At 52.5% G+C, this 24,441-nt stretch carries 20 protein-coding genes and 7 tRNA genes; 23 read left to right on the top strand and 4 right to left on the bottom strand.

Annotation, left to right across the window (positions count from 1 at the left end):
• Positions 1–38: 38 nt before the first annotated feature.
• Positions 39–1,985, bottom strand: coding sequence for a PTS N-acetyl glucosamine transporter subunit IIABC (gene nagE / locus M2374_RS00720; RefSeq protein ID WP_117342231.1), 1,947 nt, complete (start codon positions 1,983–1,985; stop codon positions 39–41).
• 344 nt (positions 1,986–2,329) lie between these two features.
• On the opposite strand from nagE, the gene nagB reads away from it, so the two are divergent.
• The 12 genes from nagB (at position 2,330) to M2374_RS00660 (ending at position 9,272) form a co-directional block, all read left to right on the top strand.
• Entirely contained in the window at positions 2,330–3,130 is an 801-nt protein-coding gene (gene nagB / locus M2374_RS00715; RefSeq protein WP_003022803.1) for a glucosamine-6-phosphate deaminase, read from the top strand.
• 60 nt (positions 3,131–3,190) lie between these two features.
• Positions 3,191–4,339 (top strand): N-acetylglucosamine-6-phosphate deacetylase, encoded by a 1,149-nt coding sequence (gene nagA, locus M2374_RS00710; RefSeq protein ID WP_115259090.1) that lies wholly within the window; start codon positions 3,191–3,193, stop codon positions 4,337–4,339.
• A gap of 8 nt (positions 4,340–4,347) precedes the next feature.
• Entirely contained in the window at positions 4,348–5,568 is a 1,221-nt protein-coding gene (locus M2374_RS00705) for an N-acetylglucosamine repressor (RefSeq protein WP_115259091.1), read from the top strand.
• Between the two features lie 103 nt (positions 5,569–5,671).
• A complete protein-coding gene (gene nagD, locus M2374_RS00700) occupies positions 5,672–6,424 on the top strand; it encodes a ribonucleotide monophosphatase NagD (protein WP_096757877.1) in 753 nt (250 codons plus the stop codon).
• Positions 6,425–6,677: 253 nt separating this feature from the next.
• Positions 6,678–8,342: an asparagine synthase B gene (gene asnB / locus M2374_RS00695; protein WP_181688368.1), complete on the top strand. Its 1,665-nt coding sequence runs from the start codon at positions 6,678–6,680 to the stop codon at positions 8,340–8,342.
• A gap of 223 nt (positions 8,343–8,565) precedes the next feature.
• Positions 8,566–8,642: transfer RNA gene (locus tag M2374_RS00690), tRNA-Met, on the top strand.
• 8 nt (positions 8,643–8,650) lie between these two features.
• A tRNA-Leu gene (locus M2374_RS00685) sits at positions 8,651–8,735 on the top strand.
• Positions 8,736–8,758: 23 nt separating this feature from the next.
• Positions 8,759–8,833, top strand: a tRNA-Gln gene (locus tag M2374_RS00680).
• Between the two features lie 36 nt (positions 8,834–8,869).
• Positions 8,870–8,944: transfer RNA gene (locus M2374_RS00675), tRNA-Gln, on the top strand.
• Between the two features lie 21 nt (positions 8,945–8,965).
• A tRNA-Met gene (locus M2374_RS00670) sits at positions 8,966–9,042 on the top strand.
• A gap of 44 nt (positions 9,043–9,086) precedes the next feature.
• Positions 9,087–9,161: transfer RNA gene (locus M2374_RS00665), tRNA-Gln, on the top strand.
• A gap of 36 nt (positions 9,162–9,197) precedes the next feature.
• Positions 9,198–9,272, top strand: a tRNA-Gln gene (locus M2374_RS00660).
• A 120-nt stretch (positions 9,273–9,392) separates the two neighbouring features.
• Here the strand turns inward: M2374_RS00660 and ubiF are convergent.
• Positions 9,393–10,568, bottom strand: a complete 1,176-nt coding sequence (ubiF, locus tag M2374_RS00655; protein ID WP_115259092.1) for a 3-demethoxyubiquinol 3-hydroxylase — start codon at positions 10,566–10,568, stop codon at positions 9,393–9,395.
• A gap of 145 nt (positions 10,569–10,713) precedes the next feature.
• Between ubiF and miaB the strand changes: the two genes are divergently transcribed.
• From miaB to lnt, 5 genes are all read left to right on the top strand, one after another.
• The gene (gene miaB / locus M2374_RS00650; protein ID WP_181517417.1) at positions 10,714–12,144 is read left to right on the top strand and encodes a tRNA (N6-isopentenyl adenosine(37)-C2)-methylthiotransferase MiaB; all 1,431 of its coding nucleotides are present in this window, start codon (positions 10,714–10,716) and stop codon (positions 12,142–12,144) included.
• A 254-nt stretch (positions 12,145–12,398) separates the two neighbouring features.
• Entirely contained in the window at positions 12,399–13,445 is a 1,047-nt protein-coding gene (locus tag M2374_RS00645; protein ID WP_167456046.1) for a PhoH family protein, read from the top strand.
• The gene (gene ybeY, locus M2374_RS00640) at positions 13,442–13,909 is read left to right on the top strand and encodes an rRNA maturation RNase YbeY (RefSeq protein ID WP_096757883.1); all 468 of its coding nucleotides are present in this window, start codon (positions 13,442–13,444) and stop codon (positions 13,907–13,909) included. Before M2374_RS00645 ends, ybeY begins: the two co-directional genes overlap by 4 nt.
• Before the next feature lie 98 nt (positions 13,910–14,007).
• Positions 14,008–14,886: a CNNM family magnesium/cobalt transport protein CorC gene (corC, locus tag M2374_RS00635; RefSeq protein ID WP_096757884.1), complete on the top strand. Its 879-nt coding sequence runs from the start codon at positions 14,008–14,010 to the stop codon at positions 14,884–14,886.
• A gap of 24 nt (positions 14,887–14,910) precedes the next feature.
• On the top strand, positions 14,911–16,449 hold the full coding sequence (gene lnt / locus M2374_RS00630) for an apolipoprotein N-acyltransferase (RefSeq protein WP_096757885.1): 1,539 nt from the start codon (positions 14,911–14,913) through the stop codon (positions 16,447–16,449).
• Between the two features lie 34 nt (positions 16,450–16,483).
• Here the strand turns inward: lnt and M2374_RS00625 are convergent, their stop codons facing one another.
• Positions 16,484–16,825, bottom strand: coding sequence for a hypothetical protein (locus tag M2374_RS00625; protein WP_170974161.1), 342 nt, complete (start codon positions 16,823–16,825; stop codon positions 16,484–16,486).
• On the opposite strand from M2374_RS00625, the gene gltI reads away from it, so the two are divergent.
• From gltI to rihA, 5 genes are all read left to right on the top strand, one after another.
• Positions 16,820–17,728: a glutamate/aspartate ABC transporter substrate-binding protein GltI gene (gene gltI / locus M2374_RS00620; protein ID WP_096757887.1), complete on the top strand. Its 909-nt coding sequence runs from the start codon at positions 16,820–16,822 to the stop codon at positions 17,726–17,728. The two genes, M2374_RS00625 and gltI, sit on opposite strands and share 6 nt — an antisense overlap.
• A gap of 158 nt (positions 17,729–17,886) precedes the next feature.
• Positions 17,887–18,627 carry a glutamate/aspartate ABC transporter permease GltJ gene (gene gltJ / locus M2374_RS00615; RefSeq protein ID WP_096757888.1) on the top strand — a complete coding sequence of 247 codons (741 nt, stop codon included), beginning with the start codon at positions 17,887–17,889 and terminating at the stop codon, positions 18,625–18,627.
• Positions 18,627–19,301 (top strand): glutamate/aspartate ABC transporter permease GltK, encoded by a 675-nt coding sequence (gene gltK / locus M2374_RS00610; RefSeq protein WP_096757889.1) that lies wholly within the window; start codon positions 18,627–18,629, stop codon positions 19,299–19,301. The genes gltJ and gltK overlap by 1 nt, the downstream gene beginning before the upstream one ends.
• Positions 19,301–20,026 carry a glutamate/aspartate ABC transporter ATP-binding protein GltL gene (gene gltL / locus M2374_RS00605; protein WP_096757890.1) on the top strand — a complete coding sequence of 242 codons (726 nt, stop codon included), beginning with the start codon at positions 19,301–19,303 and terminating at the stop codon, positions 20,024–20,026. Before gltK ends, gltL begins: the two co-directional genes overlap by 1 nt.
• A 116-nt stretch (positions 20,027–20,142) precedes the next feature.
• Positions 20,143–21,078 carry a pyrimidine-specific ribonucleoside hydrolase RihA gene (gene rihA / locus M2374_RS00600; RefSeq protein WP_117342226.1) on the top strand — a complete coding sequence of 312 codons (936 nt, stop codon included), beginning with the start codon at positions 20,143–20,145 and terminating at the stop codon, positions 21,076–21,078.
• A gap of 60 nt (positions 21,079–21,138) precedes the next feature.
• On the opposite strand, the gene M2374_RS00595 is transcribed toward rihA, so the two are convergent.
• On the bottom strand, positions 21,139–21,621 hold the full coding sequence (locus tag M2374_RS00595) for a zinc ribbon-containing protein (protein ID WP_115259097.1): 483 nt from the start codon (positions 21,619–21,621) through the stop codon (positions 21,139–21,141).
• Between the two features lie 235 nt (positions 21,622–21,856).
• On the opposite strand from M2374_RS00595, the gene leuS reads away from it, so the two are divergent.
• The gene (gene leuS / locus M2374_RS00590) at positions 21,857–24,439 is read left to right on the top strand and encodes a leucine--tRNA ligase (protein ID WP_181688369.1); all 2,583 of its coding nucleotides are present in this window, start codon (positions 21,857–21,859) and stop codon (positions 24,437–24,439) included.
• Positions 24,440–24,441 lie beyond the last annotated feature (2 nt).

Here is a 24,441-nt window from a genome sequence, read left to right as displayed (position 1 = left end):
GGATGGCAGCGCTTACGCCTTCTCCGGCCTACGCGCGATTACTTACTTTTAATCTCGTACAGTGGCGTTTGACCGGCAACCACATGGCCTTCGGCTTTAATCACCAGGCCACCGAAGTCATCGCTGTTGCTGCAGACAACCGGGCTAATCATTGAACGAGCATTGGCGTTCAGGTATTCCAGATCCATTTCAAGGATTGGCTGACCTGCTTTGACTTCTGCACCTTCTTCCACCAAACGCGTAAAGCCTTTACCTTCCAGCGCCACGGTATCGATACCCATGTGGACCACGATCTCCGCGCCTTTCAGCGTTTCCAGGCAGAACGCATGGTTGGTATTGAAGATTTTCACAATGGTACCCGCTGCCGGAGAAACCACGATTTTGTCGGTTGGTTTCACCGCCACGCCGTCGCCGACCGCTTTGCTGGCGAAGGCTTCATCAGGCACCTGCTCCAGCGCAACCACGTCACCGGTAATCGGAGAAACCAGCGCTTCAACGGTGACAGCATTCGCCACAGCCTGCGGTTTTGCAGCCGGGGCTGCTGCAGGCGCGCTGTCAGCAGACGCTGCGGCAACTGGACCACGTGCGACAACTTTCTTCATTTCGTCGCCAATAGATTCCGCTTTCGCACCGACGATAACCTGAATAGTCTGCTTGTTCAGCTTAACCACACCGGAAGCACCCAGGCGTTTACACATTGCATCGCTCACTTTCGCGGAGTCGACAACGGTCAGACGCAGGCGAGTGATACAGGCATCAATGGCTTTCAGGTTATCGGTACCGCCAACCGCAGCAATGTAGCTGGTGGCCAGTTGTGCTAAACCTTCTTCGGTGTTGCTGTTGGCTTCGTCAGTAACAATTTCATCGTCTTTATCTTCGCGGCCCGGCGTTTTCAGGTTAAACATACGAATAACCGCGCTGAACAACACAAAGTAGATGACGAAGAACACCAGCCCCATCGCGACCAGCATCCAGACGTTCTTACTTGCAGCCGGCAAGTTGTACATCAACACGTAGTCGATAGCACCTGCTGAGAAGGAGAAGCCCGCGTGGATCCCCAGTAATGTCGCAACGAACAGGCTGATACCCGTTAACAGTGCGTGCAGGAGATACAGCAATGGCGCCAGGAACATGAACAGGAATTCCAGCGGCTCGGTCACACCGGTCAGGAACGCGGTGATGGCCACGGACAACAGCATACCGCCAACCATCGGACGACGCGCTTTCGGAGCGGCAAAGTACATTGCCAGTGCCGCACCCGGCAGACCAAACATCATGATCGGGAAGAAGCCGGACATGAACATACCTGCAGTGCCGTCACCCGCGTAGAAGCGGTTGATGTCACCGTGGAAGACCGCACCTGCCGCGTTGGTGAATTCACCAATCTGGAACCAGGCGATGGTGTTCAGAACCTGATGCAGACCGGTTGGGATCAGCAGACGGTTGATGAAACCAAAAATACCGGAACCCAGCGCGCCAGCGCCCACGATCCACTCACCACCCGCATGGATGGCATTTTGTACCGGCGGCCATACGTAGCCGAAGATAGCCGCCAGAACCAAACAGAAGAAACCGGTGGCGATTGGCACAAAGCGTTTACCGCCGAAGAAGCTCAGGAAGTCAGGCAGTTTGATGCCAGACCAGCGGTTATACACGGCACCGCCGACCAGACCGGTAATGATACCTGCCAGCACACCCATATTGATCGCCGGGTTAATGGTAACCATTGCTTTGGTCAATATGAAATAACCAACGGCACCTGCCAACGCTGCCGCACCCGCACTGTCTTTAGACCAGCTGGATGCCACACCGATGGCAAATATTAACGCGAGGTTATCAAAAATGGCCCCACCCGCTTGCGCGATGAAGGCGACGTTAAGCAAATCTGGTTGGCCAAATCGCAGCAACAGTGCCGCGACAGGCAGCACAGCGATGGGGAGCTGTAACGCCCTACCCAGCCGCTGGAAAAAACCTAAAATATTCATTTTATTCCCCCTACGAGACCCCGATTAGGCTCCTTTGAAGCCATATTTTTATTGTGCGACCAATTCTGACAGCAAGATATTCTGGAACAACGATATTAACCATTCATCTACATTCAGAGTGTGTGGAAAATTAATTCGTATCGCAAATTAAAAGCGTGTTTTTTGTGATTACAGTCACCAAATATCGTTATTAACCCTCCCTTCCACTGGCTAACTACGAAAACTTATTTTATCATTCAAAAAATCGAAACGGATTGATCCTTACCGATGCAAAACCAGGTTACGCTTAATACTGCACAGCGACTCAATCCGCCAACTGCTTACATTGACTACTGAGGTGAAGAATGAGACTGATCCCCCTGAATACCGCTGAACAAGTCGGCAAATGGGCTGCTCGCCATATCGTTAACCGTATCAACGCGTTCAAACCAACGGCAGATCGTCCGTTCGTTCTGGGCCTGCCGACTGGCGGCACCCCACTGACAGCCTATAAAGCATTAGTTGAAATGCACAAAGCGGGCCAGGTTAGCTTCAAACATGTTGTCACATTTAATATGGACGAGTATGTTGGCCTGCCGAAAGAGCATCCAGAAAGCTACCACAGCTTCATGCATCGCAACTTCTTTGATCATGTTGATATTCCAGCAGAAAACATCAACCTCCTCAATGGTAACGCACCAGATATCGATGCAGAATGCCGTCAGTATGAAGAAAAAATCCGTTCCTACGGTAAAATCCACCTGTTTATGGGTGGTGTAGGCAACGACGGGCACATCGCATTTAACGAACCGGCGTCGTCTTTAGCCTCTCGTACGCGTATCAAAACGCTGACCCACGACACACGCGTGGCGAACTCTCGTTTCTTTGACGGTGACGTAAGCCAGGTGCCGAAATATGCGCTGACCGTTGGCGTGGGTACACTGCTTGATGCCGAAGAAGTGATGATTCTGGTGCTGGGCCACCAGAAAGCGCAGGCTCTGCAGGCTGCCGTTGAAGGTAACGTCAACCATATGTGGACCATCAGCTGCCTGCAGCTGCATCCAAAAGCCGTTGTGGTTTGCGATGAACCTTCCACAATGGAACTGAAAGTGAAGACGCTGAAATACTTTAACGAGTTAGAAGCCGAAAATATTAAAGGTCTGTAATGCTGTTTCCGCCCAGCCGAAAGCGTTGCAGGGCGGCATTTTTTGAAATCGGGGGTCGGAATGTATGCTTTAACCCAGGGCCGGATCTTTACCGGTCACGAAATTCTTGATGACCATGCGATTGTCGTCGCTGATGGCCTGATAGCCAGCGTTTGCCCACTGGCTGAATTACCGCCGGAGATTGAACAACGCTCATTGAATGGGGCCATTCTTTCCCCCGGTTTTATTGATGTGCAGTTAAACGGCTGCGGCGGCGTGCAGTTCAACGATACGGCAGAAGCTGTGACCGTTGAAACACTGGAAATCATGCAGAAAGCCAACGAGAAATCGGGCTGCACTAACTACCTGCCTACGCTTATCACCACCAGCGATGAGTTGATGAAACAAGGCGTTCGCGTGATGCGTGAATACCTGGCAAAACACCCGAATCAGGCATTAGGACTTCACCTTGAAGGCCCATGGCTGAATCTGGTGAAAAAAGGTACCCATAACCCAAGTTTTGTTCGTCAGCCTGACGCTGCGCTGGTCGACTTCCTGTGCGATAATGCCGATGTGATCACCAAAGTTACGCTGGCACCAGAAATGGTTCCTGCTGACGTGATCACCCGACTGGTCAATGCCGGTATTGTCGTTTCAGCGGGTCACTCAAACGCGACGGTAAAAGAAGCCAAAATCGGTTTCCGTGCGGGCATTACCTTTGCAACACACCTGTTCAACGCCATGCCTTACATTACTGGCCGCGAACCGGGTCTGGCTGGTGCCATCCTTGATGAAGCCGATATTTATTGCGGTATCATCGCCGATGGTCTGCACGTCGATTACGTTAACATCCGTAACGCTAAACGCCTGAAAGGTGACAAGCTGTGCCTGGTGACCGACGCCACCGCGCCGGCGGGTGCAAATATTGAACAGTTCATTTTCGCTGGTAAAACAATATACTACCGCAATGGACTGTGTGTGGATGAGAACGGCACCCTGAGCGGCTCGTCATTAACCATGATTGAAGGTGTACGTAATCTGGTTGAACATTGCGGCATTGCGCTGGATGAAGTGCTGCGTATGGCAACACTCTACCCCGCTCGCGCCATCGGCGTGGACAAGCAACTCGGCAGTATCGCCCCTGGCAAAGTCGCCAACCTGACCGCGTTCACACACGACTTTAAAATTATCAAGACCATCGTTAATGGCAACGAGGTCGTTACAGAGTAAGAGAAAGAATGACACCAGGCGGACAAGCTCAAATAGGTAATGTTGATCTCGTAAAACAGCTTAACAGCGCGGCAGTTTATCGCCTGATTGACCAGCATGGGCCAATCTCGCGCATCCAGATTGCCGAACAGAGCCAGCTTGCTCCCGCCAGCGTAACTAAAATTACGCGCCAGCTTATTGAACGCGGGCTGATCAAAGAAGTGGATCAGCAGGCCTCCACCGGGGGCCGCCGCGCTATCTCTATCGTCACTGAAACACGCAATTTCCACGCCATTGGCGTGCGTCTTGGCCGTCATGACACTACGCTAACGCTGTACGATATGAGCAGCAAAGCCGTCGCTGAGGAGCACTACCCCTTACCCGAGCGCACCCAGGAAACGCTGGAACATGCGCTACTCAATACCATTGCCACCTTTATGGACAGCTGCCAACGGAAAGTCCGTGAGCTAATTGCCATCTCCGTTATTCTACCTGGCCTGGTTGACCCAGAAAGTGGCGTCATTCGCTATATGCCGCATATTCAGGTTGAAAACTGGGGGCTGGTCGAGGCGCTGGAAAAACGGTTCCAGGTGACCTGCTTTGTTGGTCACGATATCCGTAGTCTGGCACTTGCCGAGCACTATTTCGGGGCAAGTCAGGACTGCGAAGACTCCATTCTGGTGCGAGTGCATCGCGGAACCGGTGCCGGGATCATCTCTAATGGCCGCATTTTTATTGGCCGTAACGGCAACGTTGGCGAGATTGGCCATATTCAGGTAGAGCCGTTGGGCGAGCGCTGCCACTGCGGTAACTTTGGTTGTCTGGAAACTATCGCGGCCAACGCGTCCATCGAGCATCGCGTGCAAAACTTACTCAAGCAAGGTTATCCAAGTCGGCTAACGCTTGATGATTGCAGTATCAAATCGATCTGTAAGGCTGCCAACAAAGGCGATAACCTGGCATCGGAAGTGATTGAGCACGTGGGCCGCCATCTGGGTAAAACCATCGCTATTGCCATCAACCTGTTTAACCCACAAAAAATCGTTATTGCTGGTGAGATTACAGAGGCAGATAAGGTCCTGCTGCCAGCGATCGAAAGCTGCATTAATGCCCAAGCGTTGAAGGCATTTCGCCACAATTTGCCCGTGGTTCGCTCCACGCTGGACCACCGTTCCGCCATTGGCGCATTTGCGCTGGTGAAACGTGCCATGCTCAACGGAACGTTGCTACAACGTTTGCTGGAAAGCTAATACACTTCATCCTTCAAGCTGCCTCTGTGTCGCTGAGGCAACTCGAATAATTGAGTGTATTTTATGTATAGTAACGCCTTCTTATTTTGATGTCGGATTGTCCATGGCCATTAAGAATGTAATTTGTGATATCGACGGCGTGCTGATGCACGACAATGTTGCCGTACCGGGTGCGGCAGAATTTTTGACCGGCGTGATGGAGAAAGGCTTGCCGTTAGTCCTGTTGACTAACTACCCTTCGCAGACCGGACAGGATCTGGCAAACCGCTTTGCCACCGCAGGTGTCAATGTTCCTGACAGCGTGTTTTATACCTCCGCCATGGCTACCGCCGATTTCCTGCGTCGCCAGGAAGGAAAAAAAGCCTATGTTGTCGGTGAAGGCGCACTGATCCACGAACTGTACAAAGCGGGCTTCACCATTACCGACGTTAACCCCGATTTTGTGATCGTCGGCGAGACGCGTTCCTACAACTGGGACATGATGCATAAAGCGGCATACTTTGTGGCCAATGGCGCACGTTTCATTGCCACCAACCCGGATACGCACGGTCGCGGTTTTTATCCTGCCTGTGGTGCGCTGTGCGCTGGTATTGAGAAGATTTCAGGCCGTGAGCCCTTCTACGTAGGTAAACCCAGCCCGTGGATTATCCGCGCGGCACTCAACAAAATGCAGGCGCACTCGGAAGAGACCGTCATTGTTGGCGACAACCTGCGTACCGATATTCTGGCTGGCTTCCAGGCCGGTCTTGAAACTATCCTGGTACTGTCTGGCATTTCCACCCTTGATGATATCGACAGCATGCCGTTCCGACCAAGCTGGATCTACCCGTCCGTTGCCGAGATAGATGTTATTTAAGCAACGCTGTGCCGGATAACCCTAAGAACACGTTAACCGGCACACTAAATAACCTCATCTAATAAAACCGCCATTTTTCTGGCGATTCATCAATAAATACGCTCATTACATACTCTTTTTTCACTATTCAACAATCATCATTGAGTTTTTTCTTTTCTCCTCACCAAACTCCTTGCGCCCTCTGCGGCTTTACGGCATTTTCTTTATTAAGCAAACATAAAAAGCATCACGCAACGGGTTAACGGAGAAGGTTATGTGTTCTATTTTTGGCGTATTTGATATTAAAACCGACGCAGTTGAGCTGCGTAAAAAAGCCCTCGAGCTGTCTCGTCTGATGCGCCACCGCGGCCCGGACTGGTCGGGTATTTACGCCAGTGATAACGCGATCCTGGCACATGAACGTCTGTCCATTGTCGACGTTAACGCCGGTGCTCAACCGCTATACAACGTGAAAAAGACGCATATCCTGGCGGTAAACGGCGAGATTTATAACCATCAGGCGTTACGTGCTGAATACGGCGATCGCTATCAGTTCCAGACCGGTTCCGACTGCGAAGTTATCCTTGCGCTGTACCAGGAAAAAGGGCCTGAATTCCTTGACGACCTGCAGGGCATGTTCGCCTTCGCACTGTACGACAGCGAGCAGGATGCGTATCTGATCGGCCGCGATCACATTGGGATTATCCCGCTGTACATGGGTCATGATGAACACGGCAACTTGTACGTGGCGTCTGAAATGAAAGCGCTGGTTCCTGTTTGCCGCACCATTAAAGAATTCCCGGCCGGTAGCTACCTGTGGAGCAAAGACGGGGAAATCCGTCAGTACTATCAGCGCGACTGGTTCGAATACGATGCCGTAAAAGACAATGTGACGGATAAAGACGAACTGCGTCAGGCGCTGGAAGATGCGGTTAAAAGCCATCTGATGTCAGATGTGCCTTATGGTGTGCTGCTGTCTGGTGGCCTGGATTCCTCCGTGATTTCCGCAATCACCAAAAAATACGCAGCGCGCCGTGTTGAAGATCAAGAGCGCAGTGAAGCCTGGTGGCCGCAACTGCACTCCTTCGCCGTGGGCCTGAAAGGCGCACCGGATCTGAAAGCCGCTCAGGAAGTCGCCAACCACCTGGGGACCGTACACCACGAGATCCATTTCACCGTACAGGAAGGCCTGGATGCCATCCGCGATGTGATTTATCACATTGAAACCTATGACGTCACCACCATTCGCGCCTCAACACCGATGTACTTAATGTCAAGAAAAATCAAAGCGATGGGCATTAAAATGGTGCTGTCAGGCGAAGGTTCTGATGAAGTATTTGGCGGCTATCTTTATTTTCACAAAGCGCCGGACGCAAAAGAACTGCACGAAGAAACGGTACGTAAACTGCAGGCACTGCATATGTTCGACTGCGCCCGAGCCAACAAAGCCATGTCGGCCTGGGGCGTTGAAGCCCGCGTACCGTTCCTCGACAAGAAATTCCTCGATGTCGCGATGCGCATCAACCCACAGGATAAAATGTGCGGTAACGGAAAGATGGAAAAACATGTCCTGCGTGAATGTTTTGAATCCTACCTGCCAGCCAGCATTGCATGGCGTCAGAAGGAGCAGTTCTCTGACGGCGTCGGTTATAGCTGGATTGACACGCTGAAAGAAGTGGCGGCAGAGCACGTTTCCGATCAACAACTGGAAACCGCCAGCTTCCGCTTCCCGTACAACACACCATCGTCTAAAGAAGCGTATTTATACCGTGAGCTTTTTGAAGAGCTGTTCCCGGTAGCCAGCGCCGCCGAGTGTGTGCCAGGTGGCCCGTCCGTCGCCTGTTCTTCTGCCAAAGCCATCGAATGGGACGAAGCGTTCAAAAACATGAACGATCCATCAGGCCGTGCGGTTGGCGTGCACCAGTCGGCTTATAAGTAAGCCCATCATCCACTAAGAGCCCTGAGGGGCTCTTTTTTTATGTCGGTTTTACGTGCGGAAAAACAATTAATAACGAATAATTGCCGAATATTGCGTCACGCTGTTCGCAACCTAACCAAACAGTCACATTCCAGCTATTTTCAATGAAAAAGGGGTTGACGCTTCAAGGCTCAATACGCATAATGCGCCCCGCAACGCCGATAAGGTAACGCGAAAAAAAGATGGCTACGTAGCTCAGCTGGTTAGAGCACATCACTCATAATGATGGGGTCACAGGTTCGAATCCCGTCGTAGCCACCATCTTTTTTGCGGGAGTGGCGAAATTGGTAGACGCACCAGATTTAGGTTCTGGCGCCGCAAGGTGTGCGAGTTCAAGTCTCGCCTCCCGCACCATTCACCCGTAAGCGTTGCACGGATGGGGTATCGCCAAGCGGTAAGGCACCGGTTTTTGATACCGGCATTCCCTGGTTCGAATCCAGGTACCCCAGCCACTTTTCTTCGATATAGCGGTTCACCGCAACGGTCATTGGGGTATCGCCAAGCGGTAAGGCACCGGTTTTTGATACCGGCATTCCCTGGTTCGAATCCAGGTACCCCAGCCATCGAAGAATATGATAGTATTTGGCTACGTAGCTCAGCTGGTTAGAGCACATCACTCATAATGATGGGGTCACAGGTTCGAATCCCGTCGTAGCCACCATATTAAGGGCGTATCGATTTAATTCGGTAAATCCAAAAAATTGTTGGGGTATCGCCAAGCGGTAAGGCTCTGGTTTCTGATACCAGCATTCCGAGGTTCGAATCCTCGTACCCCAGCCAATTTCAAAAAGTCGTCCACTCTGTGGGTGCACCCGTTGGGGTATCGCCAAGCGGTAAGGCTCTGGTTTCTGATACCAGCATTCCGAGGTTCGAATCCTCGTACCCCAGCCATTTTAGAAAAGCTCGCTTCGGCGAGCTTTTTGCTTTTCTAACGCCGGGTGACGGCAAGCCTTACCCGGCCTACATGACGCGTAGGCCTGATAAGCGCAGCGCCATCAGGCACCACTTGAGCTACAACCCTAATGCATACTTCAGCGCCTGACGTTTTAAAACGCCTGCACGCTCGGCGGCCATTAGACCAAGATTGCGCATAATACGCAGCGGCTGCAGGTTGTTGCTGAATCCGGCGTAAAACAGATCCATACCACTTTGCATGATGAAGTTATCGGTCATACGACGCGTTTGGTAGCGCTTCAGTACCCGCTGACTGGCCCACTGCTCACCATAGCTACGGGCGTTCACCAGCACATCAATTAACGCATCGACATCACGGTACCCCAGATTCACCCCCTGCCCGGCAAGCGGATGAATGGTGTGCGCGGCATCGCCCACCAGCGCCAGTCCTGGCTGTACATACTGCAACGCGTGGCGACGAGTAAGTGGAAACGCCCCTGCGGCAACAGGCGTAACGTCACCCAGACGTGAAGGGAAATATTTTGCGATTTCCGCCTGGAGCTGCGCCATATCGAGACTCTGCAACTGGCGGATGCGGGCCGGAGAGTCATACCACACCAGCGAAGCCCAGTTATCGAACAGCGGTAAAAACGCCCGCGGTCCGTCAGGGGTAAACTGCTGCCAGGTACTGTCTCCCGGTGAATTCTCACATTGCACGGTAATCAGCATGCAGGATTGCGCGTACTGCCAGGCATGGATGCCAATCCCGGCCATTTGACGTACCTGAGAATTCGCGCCATCGGCACCAATCACCAGTTTAGCCGTTATCTTTTCACCGCCAGTCAGTTCAAGCTCATGCCGATCGTTATGTTGATGCAGAGAAATCAGTGATGCCGGCACGCGCAGGGTCACGTTGGGATGCGCCTCCATCGCCTGCCACAACGCCTGTTGCAGGACGTTGTTTTCGACCATATAGCCCAGCAATGGGAGTTTTAGCTCTGCCGCATCAAACACCACATGGGCATTCTCCCACTCCCAGGTTTCCAGACGACGATATGGATGAGTGCGCATGCCCTGCACCGCATCCCAGACACCCAACCCTTTCAGCAACGATGCAGACGCGGAGCTAATGGCTGAAATACGGATATCGGGCTGACTGTCAGCCACAAACGGCACGGGCGCGGCGTGCTCTATTACCGTCACCCTGAATCCATGCTGCGCCAGTCCCAGCGCCAGCGCGCCGCCGACCATCCCCCCGCCGACAATGGCAATTTCCGTTGGTTGATTTGTCATGGTCAATCATCCTGTTACATGTATTGTGTAAGTTTACAGGATTTTTTACCCCTTGAGGCTGACATCCGTCATACTGGTCACAACCGCGCCAACGCAGTACACTATGCGCCCTGCATTTCAGCCACAATTTCGCAAGAGCAAGTCGATGACTAAAAAACTCCATATTAAAACCTGGGGCTGTCAGATGAACGAATACGATTCATCGAAGATGGCCGATCTGCTGGATGCCACTCACGGGTATCAACTGACCGACGTGGCGGAAGAAGCGGATGTGCTGCTGCTGAATACCTGCTCAATTCGCGAGAAGGCTCAGGAAAAAGTTTTCCATCAGTTAGGTCGCTGGAAACTCTTAAAAGAGAAAAACCCGAATCTGATTATCGGCGTGGGTGGCTGTGTCGCCTCCCAGGAAGGCGACCATATTCGTCAACGTGCACACTACGTCGACATTATTTTTGGGCCACAAACCCTGCACCGCCTGCCGGAAATGATCAACAAAGTGCGCGGTAGCACCAGCCGTAGTCCAGTGGTGGATATCAGCTTCCCGGAAATCGAAAAGTTCGACCGCCTGCCGGAACCGCGTGCTGAAGGTCCAAGCGCGTTTGTGTCCATCATGGAAGGCTGTAACAAATACTGCACTTACTGCGTGGTGCCCTACACCCGTGGTGAAGAAGTCAGCCGTCCGGCGGACGATATCCTGCTTGAAATTGCCCAACTTGCGGCGCAGGGCGTACGTGAAGTCAATCTGCTGGGGCAAAACGTTAACGCCTGGCGCGGTGAGAACTACGACGGCACGACCGGCTCATTCGCAGATTTACTGCGTCTGGTAGCAGCGATCGACGGCATTGACCGTATCCGTTTCACTACCAGTCATCCAATTGAGTTCACCGACGATATCGTTGAAGTCTATCGCGACACCCCGGAGCTGGTAAGCTTCCTGCACCTGCCGGTACAGAGTGGCTCAGATCGCGTACTAAACCTGATGGGACGTACCCATACCGCGCTGGAATACAAGGCGATCATCCGCAAACTGCGCGCTGCACGCCCGGATATTCAGATTAGCTCCGACTTCATCGTGGGCTTCCCTGGCGAAACCACACAAGATTTCGAGCAGACCATGAAGCTGATTGCCGACGTTAACTTCGACATGAGCTACAGCTTTATCTTCTCAGCTCGTCCTGGCACGCCTGCCGCCGATATGGTTGACGACGTCCCGGAAGAAGAGAAAAAGCAACGTCTGTATATCCTGCAGGATCGCATCAACCAGCAGGCCATGGCCTGGAGCCGCCGTATGCTCGGCACCACCCAGCGTATTCTGGTCGAAGGCACGTCGCGTAAAAGCGTAATGGAGCTGTCGGGTCGTACTGAAAATAACCGTGTGGTGAATTTTGAAGGCACCCCGGATATGGTCGGTAAGTTTGTGGATGTTGAAATTACCGACGTCTGGACTAACTCCCTGCGCGGTAAAGTCGTGCGTACCGAGGACGAAATGGGCCTGCGCATCGCAGAAAGTCCGGAGTCGGTCATTGCGCGTACCCGCAAAGAGAACGATCTGGGTGTTGGCATTTTTCAGCCGTAATTACCATACCCCCTCCTCTATCCCCTAAAGCGACAAACGAGCAAATCCCCAGGAGCATAGATAACTATGTGACTGGGGTGCGCGAGTGCAGGCAACGCCTCTGCGGCTTGAAGTATGACGGGGAGGGTCTTGTATTTCCTCTCTACGCCCCCATCTTCATTGCAATGCTTGCGCCTTTTCCCTGTGGCGTGAATAATTTCCCTACATGCCGGTAAATGTTCGACGTCCGGCGATATCTGCATAAGAGGAACGGTTTGAACATAGACACTCGCGAAATTACCCTTGAGCCCGCAGACAATGCCCGTCTGTTGAGCCTGTGCGGTCCTTTTGATGACAACATCAAACAGCTGGAACGTCGCCTTGGTATCGAAATTAACCGCCGCGACAACCACTTTAAGCTGACCGGTCGCCCGATTTGCGTTACCGCTGCGGCAGATATTTTACACAGCCTGTACGTCGATACCGCGCCAATGCGCGGCAAGACGCAGGACATCGAGCCGGAACAAATTCACCTGGCAATCAAAGAAGCGCGTGTCCTTGAGCAGAGCGCAGACAGCGTGCCAGAGTTTGGCAAAGCGGTGAATATCAAAACCAAGCGTGGCGTGATCAAACCGCGTACGCCGAATCAGGCGCAGTACATCGCCAATATTCTCGACCACGACATCACCTTCGGCGTCGGTCCTGCAGGGACGGGTAAAACCTACCTTGCGGTAGCCGCCGCGGTCGATGCGCTCGAGCGTCAGGAAATTCGTCGTATTCTGCTGACCCGTCCGGCGGTTGAAGCCGGTGAAAAACTGGGCTTCCTGCCGGGCGATCTCAGCCAGAAAGTCGATCCTTATTTACGTCCGCTGTATGATGCGCTGTTCGAAATGCTCGGTTTTGAGAAGGTGGAGAAGCTTATCGAGCGTAACGTCATTGAAGTAGCACCGCTGGCTTATATGCGCGGTCGTACGCTGAACGATGCGTTCATTATCCTTGATGAGAGCCAGAACACGACTATCGAACAGATGAAAATGTTCCTGACCCGTATTGGCTTCAACTCCAAAGCGGTGATCACCGGTGACATTACCCAAATTGACCTGCCGCGCAGCACCAAATCCGGCCTGCGTCATGCCATCGAAGTGTTGGCTGAGGTCGATGAGATTAGCTTTAATTTCTTCCATAGCGAAGACGTGGTACGCCACCCGGTGGTTGCCCGTATAGTGACGGCGTATGAAGCCTGGGAAGAAGCAGAACAAAAACGTAAAGCCGAACAGGCAGCGGAACGCAAGCGTGAAGCCCAGGAACAGGAACAAAAATGAGTCAGGTTATTCTCGATTTACAGCTGGCATGTGAAGATAACGCCGGTTTACCGGATGAGCGCCAGTTTCAGGCATGGCTGGATGCGGTGATCCCGCAGTTTCAGGAAGAGTCAGAGGTCACCATTCGCCTGGTCGATGACGCTGAAAGCCACGAACTGAACCTGACCTATCGCGGGAAAGACAAGTCAACCAACGTGCTGTCCTTCCCGTTTGAGGCCCCACCGGGCATCGAACTGCCGCTGCTGGGCGATCTGGTTATCTGTCGTCAAGTGGTCGAAAAAGAAGCGCAGGAGCAAGGTAAGCCTCTTGAAGCCCACTGGGCACACATGGTTATACACGGTAGCCTGCATCTCTTAGGCTACGACCATATCGAAGACGACGAAGCGGAAGAAATGGAATCCCTCGAAACAGAGATTATGCTTGCTCTGGGCTATGAGGATCCGTACATTGCCGAGAAGGAATAACCTGCTACCGGTCAAGCCGGTGACAGGTCACCACGCCGGGCACTGAGTTTACGTGCCTTGAGCAATCTATTAACTAACATGAGAACCCATACGACGCCATGAGCGACGACAATTCACACAGTAGTGACACCTTACACAGCAAAAAGGGATTCTTTTCCCTGTTACTGAGCCAACTTTTCCACGGTGAACCAAAAAACCGCGACGAACTGTTGGAGCTGATCCGTGATTCCGGGCAAAACGACCTTATCGATGAAGATACGCGCGATATGCTCGAAGGGGTGATGGACATTGCGGACCAACGTGTTCGCGACATCATGATCCCCCGGTCCCAGATGATCACACTGAAACGCAACCAGACTCTGGATGAGTGTCTTGATGTCATCATCGAGTCCGCCCACTCGCGTTTCCCGGTGATCAGCGAAGACAAAGATCACATTGAAGGGATTCTGATGGCGAAAGACTTGCTGCCGTTTATGCGCAGTGATGCCGAAGCTTTCAGCATGGAAAAAGTGTTACGCCCGGCGGTTGTCGTACCTGAGAGCAAGCGTGTTGACCGCATGCTGAAAGAGTTCCGCTCTCAGCGGTACCATATGGCTATCGTTATCGACGAGTTCGGCGGTGTCTCGGGTCTGGTGACCATTGAGGACATTCTTGAACTGATCGTCGGTGAAATCGAAGATGAATACGACGAAGAAGACGATATCGATTTCCGTCAGCTTAGTCGCCACACCTGGACCATTCGTGCGCTGGCCCCGATCGAAGACTTCAACGAAGCCTTCGGCACCCACTTTAGCGACGAAGAAGTCGATACTATTGGCGGTTTGGTGATGCAGGCCTTTGGTCATCTGCCCGCACGTGGAGAGACTATCGACATTGATGGCTACCAGTTCAAAGTTGCCATGGCCGACAGCCGTCGTATTATTCAGGTTCATGTCAGAATTCCGGACGACTCACCCCAGCCAAAACTGGACGAATAAACCCGAAACTGGATCAAAGACTACATGGCATTTGCCCCCTTAATTGAACGCCAGCGCATTCGCCTGCTGCTGGCGTTATTATTCGGTGCCTGCGGGACGCTGGCGTTCTCTCCGTATGACATCTGGCCTGCGGCGATTATTTCGCTGATGGGTCTGCAGGCCTTAACTCTCAACCGTCGCCCACTCCAGTCTGCCGCTATCGGCTATGTCTGGGGAATGGGTCTTTTTGGCTCCGGCATCAACTGGGTCTATGTCAGCATTGCGCAATTTGGCGGTATGCCAGGCCCGGTTAACGTATTCCTTGTGGTATTGCTTGCGGCATACCTCTCGCTGTACACAGGTTTGTTTGCGGGCGTTCTGTCACGCCTGTGGCCAAAAACCAGCTGGCTGCGGGTGGCGATTGCTGCCCCGGTAGTCTGGCAGATAACCGAATTCCTGCGCGGCTGGGTGCTGACCGGCTTCCCATGGCTACAGTTTGGCTACAGCCAGATTGACGGCCCGCTGAAAGGCCTGGCGCCGGTAATGGGCGTCGAGGCGATTAACTTCCTGCTGATGATGGTCAGCGGCCTGCTGGCGCTGGCGTTAGTCACACGTAACTGGCGTCCTCTGGTTACTGCCGTGGTATTGTTCGCTCTGCCCTTCCCGCTGCGCTACATCCAGTGGTATACGCTGGAGCCAGAAAAAACCACCCAAGTTTCGATGGTGCAAGGTGACATTCCGCAGTCGCTGAAGTGGGATGAAGGTCAGCTCATCAACACGTTGAAGATTTACCTTGATGCCACGCAGCCTGAAATGGGCAAATCACAGCTGATCATCTGGCCAGAGTCCGCTATTCCTGATCTGGAGATCAATCAGCAGCGGTTCCTCGGCATGATGGATGACCTGCTAAAATCTAAAAACAGCACGCTAATCACCGGTATTGTTGACGCGCGCCTTAACAAGCAAAACCGCTACGATACCTACAACACCATCATCACGCTGGGTAAAGACAGTCCGTACAGCTATGACTCCAGCAATCGTTACAACAAAAATCACCTTGTCCCGTTTGGTGAGTTTGTGCCGCTGGAATCGATTCTACGCCCGCTGGCGCCGTTCTTTGACTTACCCATGTCATCCTTCAGCCGAGGGCCGTATGTGCAGCCACAGCTGCAGGCGCACGGCTTTAAGCTGACGGCGGCAATCTGCTACGAAATTATTCTTGGCGAACAGGTACGGGATAACTTCCGCCCGGATACGGACTACTTGCTGACCATCTCCAATGATGCCTGGTTTGGTAAATCCATCGGTCCATGGCAGCACTTCCAGATGGCGCGCATGCGGTCACTGGAGCTGGCGCGTCCGCTGTTGCGTAGCACTAATAATGGCATCACGGCGGTGATTGGCCCGCAAGGTGAAGTGCAGGCCATGATCCCGCAATTTACCCGACAGGTACTGACCACCAGCGTTACCCCGACAACGGGTCTCACGCCGTATGCGCGTACCGGAAACTGGCCGTTATGGCTGATTACCGCGTTGTTAGGCTTTGGCGCGATCGTCATGAGTCTGCGCCAGCGTCGTAAATAATCTCTGCTCTCGTCATATTGCCGGATGTTGGCGCTCACGCGCCTTGTCCGGCTAACACATCCCCTCTCCTCTCCCATTCTGGCACGCCTATTGCTTTGTTATACAAGGCAAACGCTGTTTTGGTTGAATGTGCAACCTGGTCGCACCAAATTTGAGCACAGGTAGCACCTGAAATGTGCAACAAGATATTTTTGCCCTCAAACGGTGCGGCGCACTTCGCAAAAATAAACAATAACACAGCAAATTCTTTACATTCATCCAAACTAAATGTTAACAAACACATACAAGACTGCACTTTTAAGTAGCAAACAATAACAACATCACAATGGGTATCAATGCGTCCCTGACGCAGACGATAAAGGAGTTGGATATGCAATTACGTAAGCTCGCCACTGCCATGCTGGTCGTGGGAATGTCTGCCGGTCTGGCGCACGCGGAAGATGCCGCCCCTGCGGCAAGCAGCACCCTGGACAAGATCGCTAAAAATGGCGTCATCGTCGTCGGACACCGTGAATCCTCGGTCCCGTTTTCCTACTACGATAATCAGCAGAAAGTGGTCGGTTATTCACAGGATTACTCCAACGCAATTGTTGAGGCCGTGAAGAAAAAGCTGAACAAACCTGACCTGCAGGTGAAGCTGATTCCGATTACCTCCCAGAACCGCATTCCGCTGCTGCAAAACGGCACCTTCGACTTTGAATGTGGTTCAACCACCAACAACGTTGAACGCCAGAAACAAGCGGCATTTTCTGACACCATTTTCGTTGTCGGCACCCGCCTGCTGGCGAAAAAAGGCGGCGACATCAAAGATTTCGCTGACCTGAAAGGCAAAGCGGTGGTTGTGACTTCCGGTACCACCTCGGAAGTGCTGCTGCATAAGCTGAACGAAGAACAAAAAATGGATATGCGCATCATCAGTGCGAAAGACCACGGTGACTCTTTCCGTACCCTCGAAAGCGGTCGCGCCGTCGCCTTTATGATGGATGACGCCCTGCTGGCTGGTGAACGCGCGAAGGCGAAGAAACCGGACAACTGGGAGATCGTCGGCAAGCCACAATCTCAGGAAGCGTACGGCTGTATGCTGCGTAAAGACGACGTCGCGTTCAAAAAGCTGATGGATGACACCATTGCACAGGCACAAACTTCAGGTGAAGCAGAGAAGTGGTTTGATAAATGGTTTAAAAACCCTATTCCGCCAAAGAACCTGAATATGAATTTCGAACTGTCGAGCGAGATGAAGGCCCTGTTCAAAGAACCAAATGATAAAGCACTCAACTAACTAAAATAAATGGGGCGAGTTCACCTGGCCCTCACGATTGTCGGGAAGCATGGACAGACTATACGCTGAGTGGCCGTTCCCCACTCAGCGCGAAAAATGAGCTTCTCAACAATCTTCGAGGGTAGCGCTGCTACCCTTTTTTTTTCTGGAGTAGATTTATGTCTATAGACTGGAACTGGGGGATTTTTTTACAAGAAGCCCCGTTCGGCAACACCACCTATCTCGGCTGGCTCTGGAGTGGTTTCCAGGTCACCGTCGCGCTTTCAATCACCGCCTGGATTATTGCTTTCCTGATAGGTTCCCTATTCGGCATCTTACGCACCGTTCCCAACCGTTTCCTTTCCGGGATAGGCACGTTGTATGTTGAACTGTTTCGTAACGTTCCGCTGATCGTACAATTTTTTACCTGGTATCTGGTGATCCCGGAACTGCTCCCAGAAAACATTGGCATGTGGTTCAAGGCTGAGTTGGATCCCAACATCCAGTTTTTCCTCTCCTCAATGCTCTGCCTGGGGCTGTTTACCGCCGCCCGCGTTTGTGAGCAGGTGCGCGCCGCGATTCAGTCTTTGCCTCGCGGACAAAAAAACGCCGCGCTGGCGATGGGGCTGACGCTACCGCAGGCCTATCGCTATGTTCTGCTGCCCAACGCCTACCGCGTGATCGTACCGCCGATGACATCAGAAATGATGAACCTGGTGAAAAACTCCGCCATCGCCTCAACCATCGGTCTGGTCGATATGGCAGCACAGGCAGGCAAGCTGCTGGATTACTCTGCCCACGCCTGGGAGTCGTTTACGGCTATCACCCTTGCCTACGTCTTGATTAACGCCTTTATTATGCTGGTGATGAATCTGGTTGAACGTAAAACTCGCCTGCCTGGCAATTTGGGAGGCAAATAATGTACGAATTTGACTGGAGTTCCATTGTCCCCTCCCTGCCGTATCTGCTGGATGGGCTGATGATCACGCTGAAAATTACCGTTACGGCGGTCATTATTGGCATCGTTTGGGGAACTATCCTTGCGGTAATGCGTCTGTCCAGCTTCGCGCCCATTGCCTGGTTTGCGAAGATCTACGTGAACGTATTCCGCTCTATTCCGCTGGTCATGGTGCTGCTGTGGTTCTATCTGATTGTACCAGGGTTCTTACAGAACGTATTAGGCCTGTCACCGAAAACCGATATTCGTCTGATCTCAGCGATGGTGGCGTTTTCGATGTTTGAAGCGGCGTACTACTCAGAGATTATCCGTGCCGGGATCCAGAGTATTTCTCGTGGACAGTCCAGCGCCGCGCTGGCGTTAGGGATGACCCACTGGCAGTCGATGAAGCTCATTATTCTGCCGCAGGCATTTCGCGCGATGGTGCCGTTGCTGCTGACCCAGGGCATTGTTCTATTCCAGGACACCTCGCTGGTCTACGTATTAAGTCTGGCAGATTTCTTCCGTACCGCCTCCACCATTGGCGAGCGTGACGGCACACAGGTCGAGATGATCCTGTTTGCTGGCGCCGTCTATTTTGTATTCAGTCTGAGCGCATCGTTGTTGGTCAGCTATTTGAAGAAAAGGACAGTTTAATGATTACCCTGAAAAATGTTTCTAAATGGTATGGTCACTTTCAGGTTCTGACCGACTGCTCCACGGAAGTTAAAAAAGGTGAAGTGGTGGTAGTTTGCGGTCCGTCAGGCTCCGGTAAATCGACGCTGATCAAAACGGTAAACGGCCTGGAGCCAGTGCAGCAGGGTGTGATCACCGTTGACGGTACCGTCGTGAATGACAAAAAAACCGATCTGGCCAAACTGCGTTCTCGCGTGGGCATGGTCTTCCAGCACTTTGAACTGTTCCCACATTTGTCGATCATCGAAAACTTGACCCTGGCCCAGGTAAAAGTACTTAAACGCGATAAAAAGCCTGCTCGCGACAAAGCACAAAAACTGCTTGAGCGCGTAGGACTGTCGGCCCATGCCGATAAGTTTCCGGCCCAGCTTTCTGGTGGACAGCAGCAGCGCGTGGCCATTGCCCGGGCGCTGTGTATGGATCCTATCGCCATGTTGTTTGATGAACCCACCTCAGCGCTCGATCCAGAAATGATCAACGAGGTGCTGGACGTCATGGTCGAGCTGGCTCATGAAGGGATGACCATGATGGTGGTCACCCACGAAATGGGCTTCGCTCGGAAAGTGGCGAACCGGGTAATCTTTATGGATGAGGGTAAGATTGTGGAAGACTCGCCGAAAGAAGAGTTCTTTGCCAATCCAAAATCAGACCGCGCCAAAGACTTCCTCGCCAAAATATTGCATTAATCTTTCCGGCGCGCACATCAAAGTGCGCGCCAAATCACGCTTTCTTTCTTCGCATCTCGAATCACATACAGCCCGGCGTTAACCTTGTCACGAAGTCCCACCCACAAGGAGTCACAATGGCACTTCCGATCCTTTTTGATTGCGATCCAGGTCATGACGACGCTATCGCAATGGTTCTCGCCCTCGCCTCACCGGAACTTGATGTTAAAGCCATAACATCCTCAGCGGGCAACCAGACGCCTGATAAAACCCTGCGTAATGTGTTGCGTATGTTAACGCTGCTCAACCGATCGGATATTCCCGTTGCCGGAGGCGCGTTGAAGCCCCTGATGCGCGAGTTGATAATTGCCGATAACGTTCACGGAGAAAGTGGCCTGGACGGCCCCGTACTGCCGGAGCCGGCATTTGCCCCGCAAAGTTGTACAGCCGTGGAGTTAATGGCGAAAACCCTGCGCGAAAGTCCGGAACCGGTCACGATTGTATCAACTGGCCCCCAAACTAACGTAGCACTGCTGCTGAATAGCCACCCCGAGTTGCATAAGAAAATCGCCCGTATTGTGATTATGGGCGGCGCGATGGGACTCGGAAATTGGACACCGGCTGCTGAGTTCAATATTTATGTTGATCCCGAAGCGGCAGAGATGGTGTTTCAATCAGGTATTCCGGTAGTGATGGCTGGGCTGGACGTCACACATAAAGCACAAATTCATCGTGAAGACACCGAGCGATTGCGCGCGATTGGCAATCCTGTGGCGAGCATTGTCGCTGAGTTACTGGATTTCTTCTTCGAATATCACAAAGACGAGAAATGGGGATTCAAAGGCGCACCGCTACACGATCCATGCACCATTGCCTGGTTACTGAAGCCCGAACTGTTTACCACCGTTGAACGCTGGGTCGGCGTAGAGACGCAGGGAAAATACACGCAGGGAATGACCGTAGTGGATTACTATTTCCTGAGCGGAAATAAACCCAACGCCACGGTTATGGTTGACGTTGACCGGCAAGGTTTTGTCGATCTGCTGGCCGAACGGCTCAGGTTTTACGCCTGATATTTATCATTAAGTGCGTAGGCCGGATAAGACGCGTCGCGTCGAATCCGGCACAAATAATCACGGCTCAAATGGTCTGCGCTGGAACTGATCGTGACCACATTTCGGGCATAGCGGCAGCACGTCTGGCGTGTAAACGGCTAAATGGAAGTGGCATTTCTCACAGACCAGATTCCCCAACCCGACCACCTCACCACTGTGATAAACCCCGTGATGACTCAGGTCCTGGAATACTTCGCGCCATTCAAGCTGGGTTTTATCGGTAATATCCGCCAGTTCTTGCCAGATACTCTCTTTGATGACCCGCATAAAAACGCTGTCAGTCTCCTCATCAAGACTCTCTTCATAACTGATCGCGAACTCTTCAAGGTCGCGTCTGACGGCCCTGGTGAGTTCTTCTACCTCGGTTCGCGTTAACTCCCCGGTCTGCATAACTCGCTGACGTGCCTGGTCCACCAGCGCATCGATATCGCGTTCACCATTGCGCAGACGTTCGCTAAGTGACGTCACCAGTTCACGGTAATATTGAGCAACCTTGTTCATCGCTTCGCCTCCTGGGTCGTTAACTGTCTATAATAATAGACGTTATTTACACTACGCTTTGCAAGACTGTCCACAGAGTATGTAAATTCGTGCAATATTTATCCTTGCGGGAATTCAATGCTGAATGCGCGAAAGGCTGTTTTGACGCGGACGTTTGGGCTATGCTATGCGGATCTGAAACACCACATCTAAAGCTACGTTTGTAGCTGTATTGAAAACAGGACCACTGGCTGCCATGCAAGAGCAATACCGCCCGGAAGAGATAGAATCCAAAGTACAGCTTCACTGGGATGAGAAGCGCACATTTGAAGTTACCGAAGACGAGAGCAAAGAGAAGTATTACTGCCTGTCTATGCTTCCCTATCCTTCTGGTCGACTACACATGGGCCACGTACGTAACTACACTATCGGTGATGTGATCGCCCGCTATCAGCGTATGCTGGGTAAAAACGTTCTGCAGCCGATTGGCTGGGATGCATTCGGCCTGCCAGCTGAAGGCGCGGCGGTGAAAAACAATACCGCGCCTGCTCCGTGGACGTACGACAACATCGCTTACATGAAGAACCAGCTCAAAATGCTGGGCTTCGGCTATGACTGGAGCCGTGAGTTGGCGACCTGCACCCCGGAATATTACCGTTGGGAGCAAAAGTTCTTCACTGAACTGTACAAAAAAGGTCTGGTGTACAAGAAAACCTCTGCGGTTAACTGGTGCCCTAATGACCAGACAGTACTGGCGAACGAACAGGTTATTGACGGCTGCTGCTGGCGTTGTGATACCAAAGTTGAGCGGAAAGAGATCCCGCAGTGGTTCATCAAAATCACCGCATACGCTGACGAACTGCTGCGCGACCTGGACCGTCTGGATCACTGGCCTGACACCGTAAAAACGATGCAGCGCAACTGGATTGGCCGCTCTGAAGGCGTGGAGATCACCTTTGATGTCAACGGTTATGACAACACGCTGACCGTTTACACCACCCGCCCGGACACCTTTATGGGTGCCACTTATCTGGCCGTTGCCGCAGGTCACCCGTTGGCGCAGAAAGCCGCGGCGAATAACCCGGAACTGGCGGCGTTTGTTGACGAATGCCGCAACACCAAGGTTGCCGAGGCTGAAATGGCGACCATGGAGAAGAAAGGCGTCGACACTGGCTTTAAAGCGATTCATCCGCTGACCGGTAAAGAGATCCCGGTTTGGGCTGCAAACTTCGTGCTGATGGAATACGGTACAGGTGCCGTGATGGCCGTGCCGGGTCACGATCAGCGCGACTACGAGTTCGCAACCAAATATGGTCTGAGCATCAAGCCAGTTATCCTGGCGGCGGACGGTTCAGAACCGGATCTGTCTGAGAAGGCACTGACCGAGAAAGGCGTGCTGTTTAACTCTGGTGAGTTTAACGGTCTCGATTTCGAAGCGGCTTTCAACGCCATTGCCGACAAGCTTGTCGAAAAAGGTGTGGGTGAGCGTAAAGTTAACTACCGTCTGCGTGACTGGGGCGTTTCCCGTCAGCGTTACTGGGGCGCTCCAATCCCAATGGTCACGCTGGAAGATGGCACCGTGTTGCCAACCCCAGAAGATCAGCTGCCGGTTATTCTGCCGGAAGATGTGGTGATGGACGGTATCACCAGCCCGATTAAAGCCGACCCAGAGTGGGCAAAAACCACCGTTAACGGTATGCCGGCTCTGCGTGAAACCGACACCTTTGATACCTTTATGGAATCATCCTGGTACTATGCGCGCTACACCTGCCCGCAGTATCAGGAAGGCATGCTGGACTCTAAGGCTGCCAACTACTGGCTGCCGGTTGATATCTACATTGGCGGTATCGAACACGCCATCATGCACCTGCTCTATTTCCGTTTCTTCCACAAGCTGATGCGTGACGCGGGCATGGTAAACTCTGACGAACCGGCTAAACAGCTGCTGTGTCAGGGCATGGTGCTGGCGGATGCCTTCTACTACGTCGGTGCCAACGGCGAGCGTAACTGGGTTTCTCCGGTTGATGCTATCGTTGAGCGCGATGAAAAAGGCCGTATCGTGAAGGCGCAGGACGCCGAAGGTCATGAACTGGTCTATACCGGCATGAGCAAGATGTCCAAGTCAAAAAACAACGGTATCGACCCGCAGGTGATGGTTGAGCGTTACGGCGCAGACACCGTGCGTCTGTTCATGATGTTCGCCTCTCCGGCTGATATGACGCTTGAATGGCAGGAATCCGGTGTTGAAGGAGCTAACCGCTTCCTGAAACGTGTCTGGAAACTGGTATACGAACACACCAGCAAAGGTGATGTTGCAGCCCTGAACGTTGACGCATTGAGCGACGATCAGAAAGCGCTACGTCGCGATGTTCACAAAACTATTGCGAAAGTGACCGATGATATCGGCCGTCGTCAGACCTTTAACACCGCAATTGCAGCGGTTATGGAACTGATGAACAAGCTGGCGAAAGCACCGCAGGAAGACGAGCAGGACAGAGCCCTGATGCAGGAAGCGTTGCTGGCCGTTGTGCGTATGCTCAACCCGTTCACCCCGCACGTATGCTTCACCTTGTGGCATGCGCTGAAGGGCGAAGGCGATATCGACAACGCACCGTGGCCGGTTGCTGACGACAGCGCAATGGTCGAAGACTCAACGCTGGTTGTGGTGCAGGTGAACGGTAAAGTACGTGGCAAAATCACCGTTCCAGTCAACGCCACCGAAGAGCAAGTTCGTGAGCGTGCTGGCCAGGAGCATCTGGTAGCAAAATATCTTGATGGCGTTACCGTACGTAAAGTGATTTATGTACCGGGTAAACTCCTCAATCTGGTCGTTGGCTAAGC

Source organism: Citrobacter sp. JUb117 (genome assembly GCF_024809055.1).
Lineage (GTDB): Bacteria > Pseudomonadota > Gammaproteobacteria > Enterobacterales > Enterobacteriaceae > Citrobacter > Citrobacter gillenii.
Note: the sequence above shows the minus strand (reverse complement) of the source record. Positions and strands in the feature narration are given on the sequence as shown.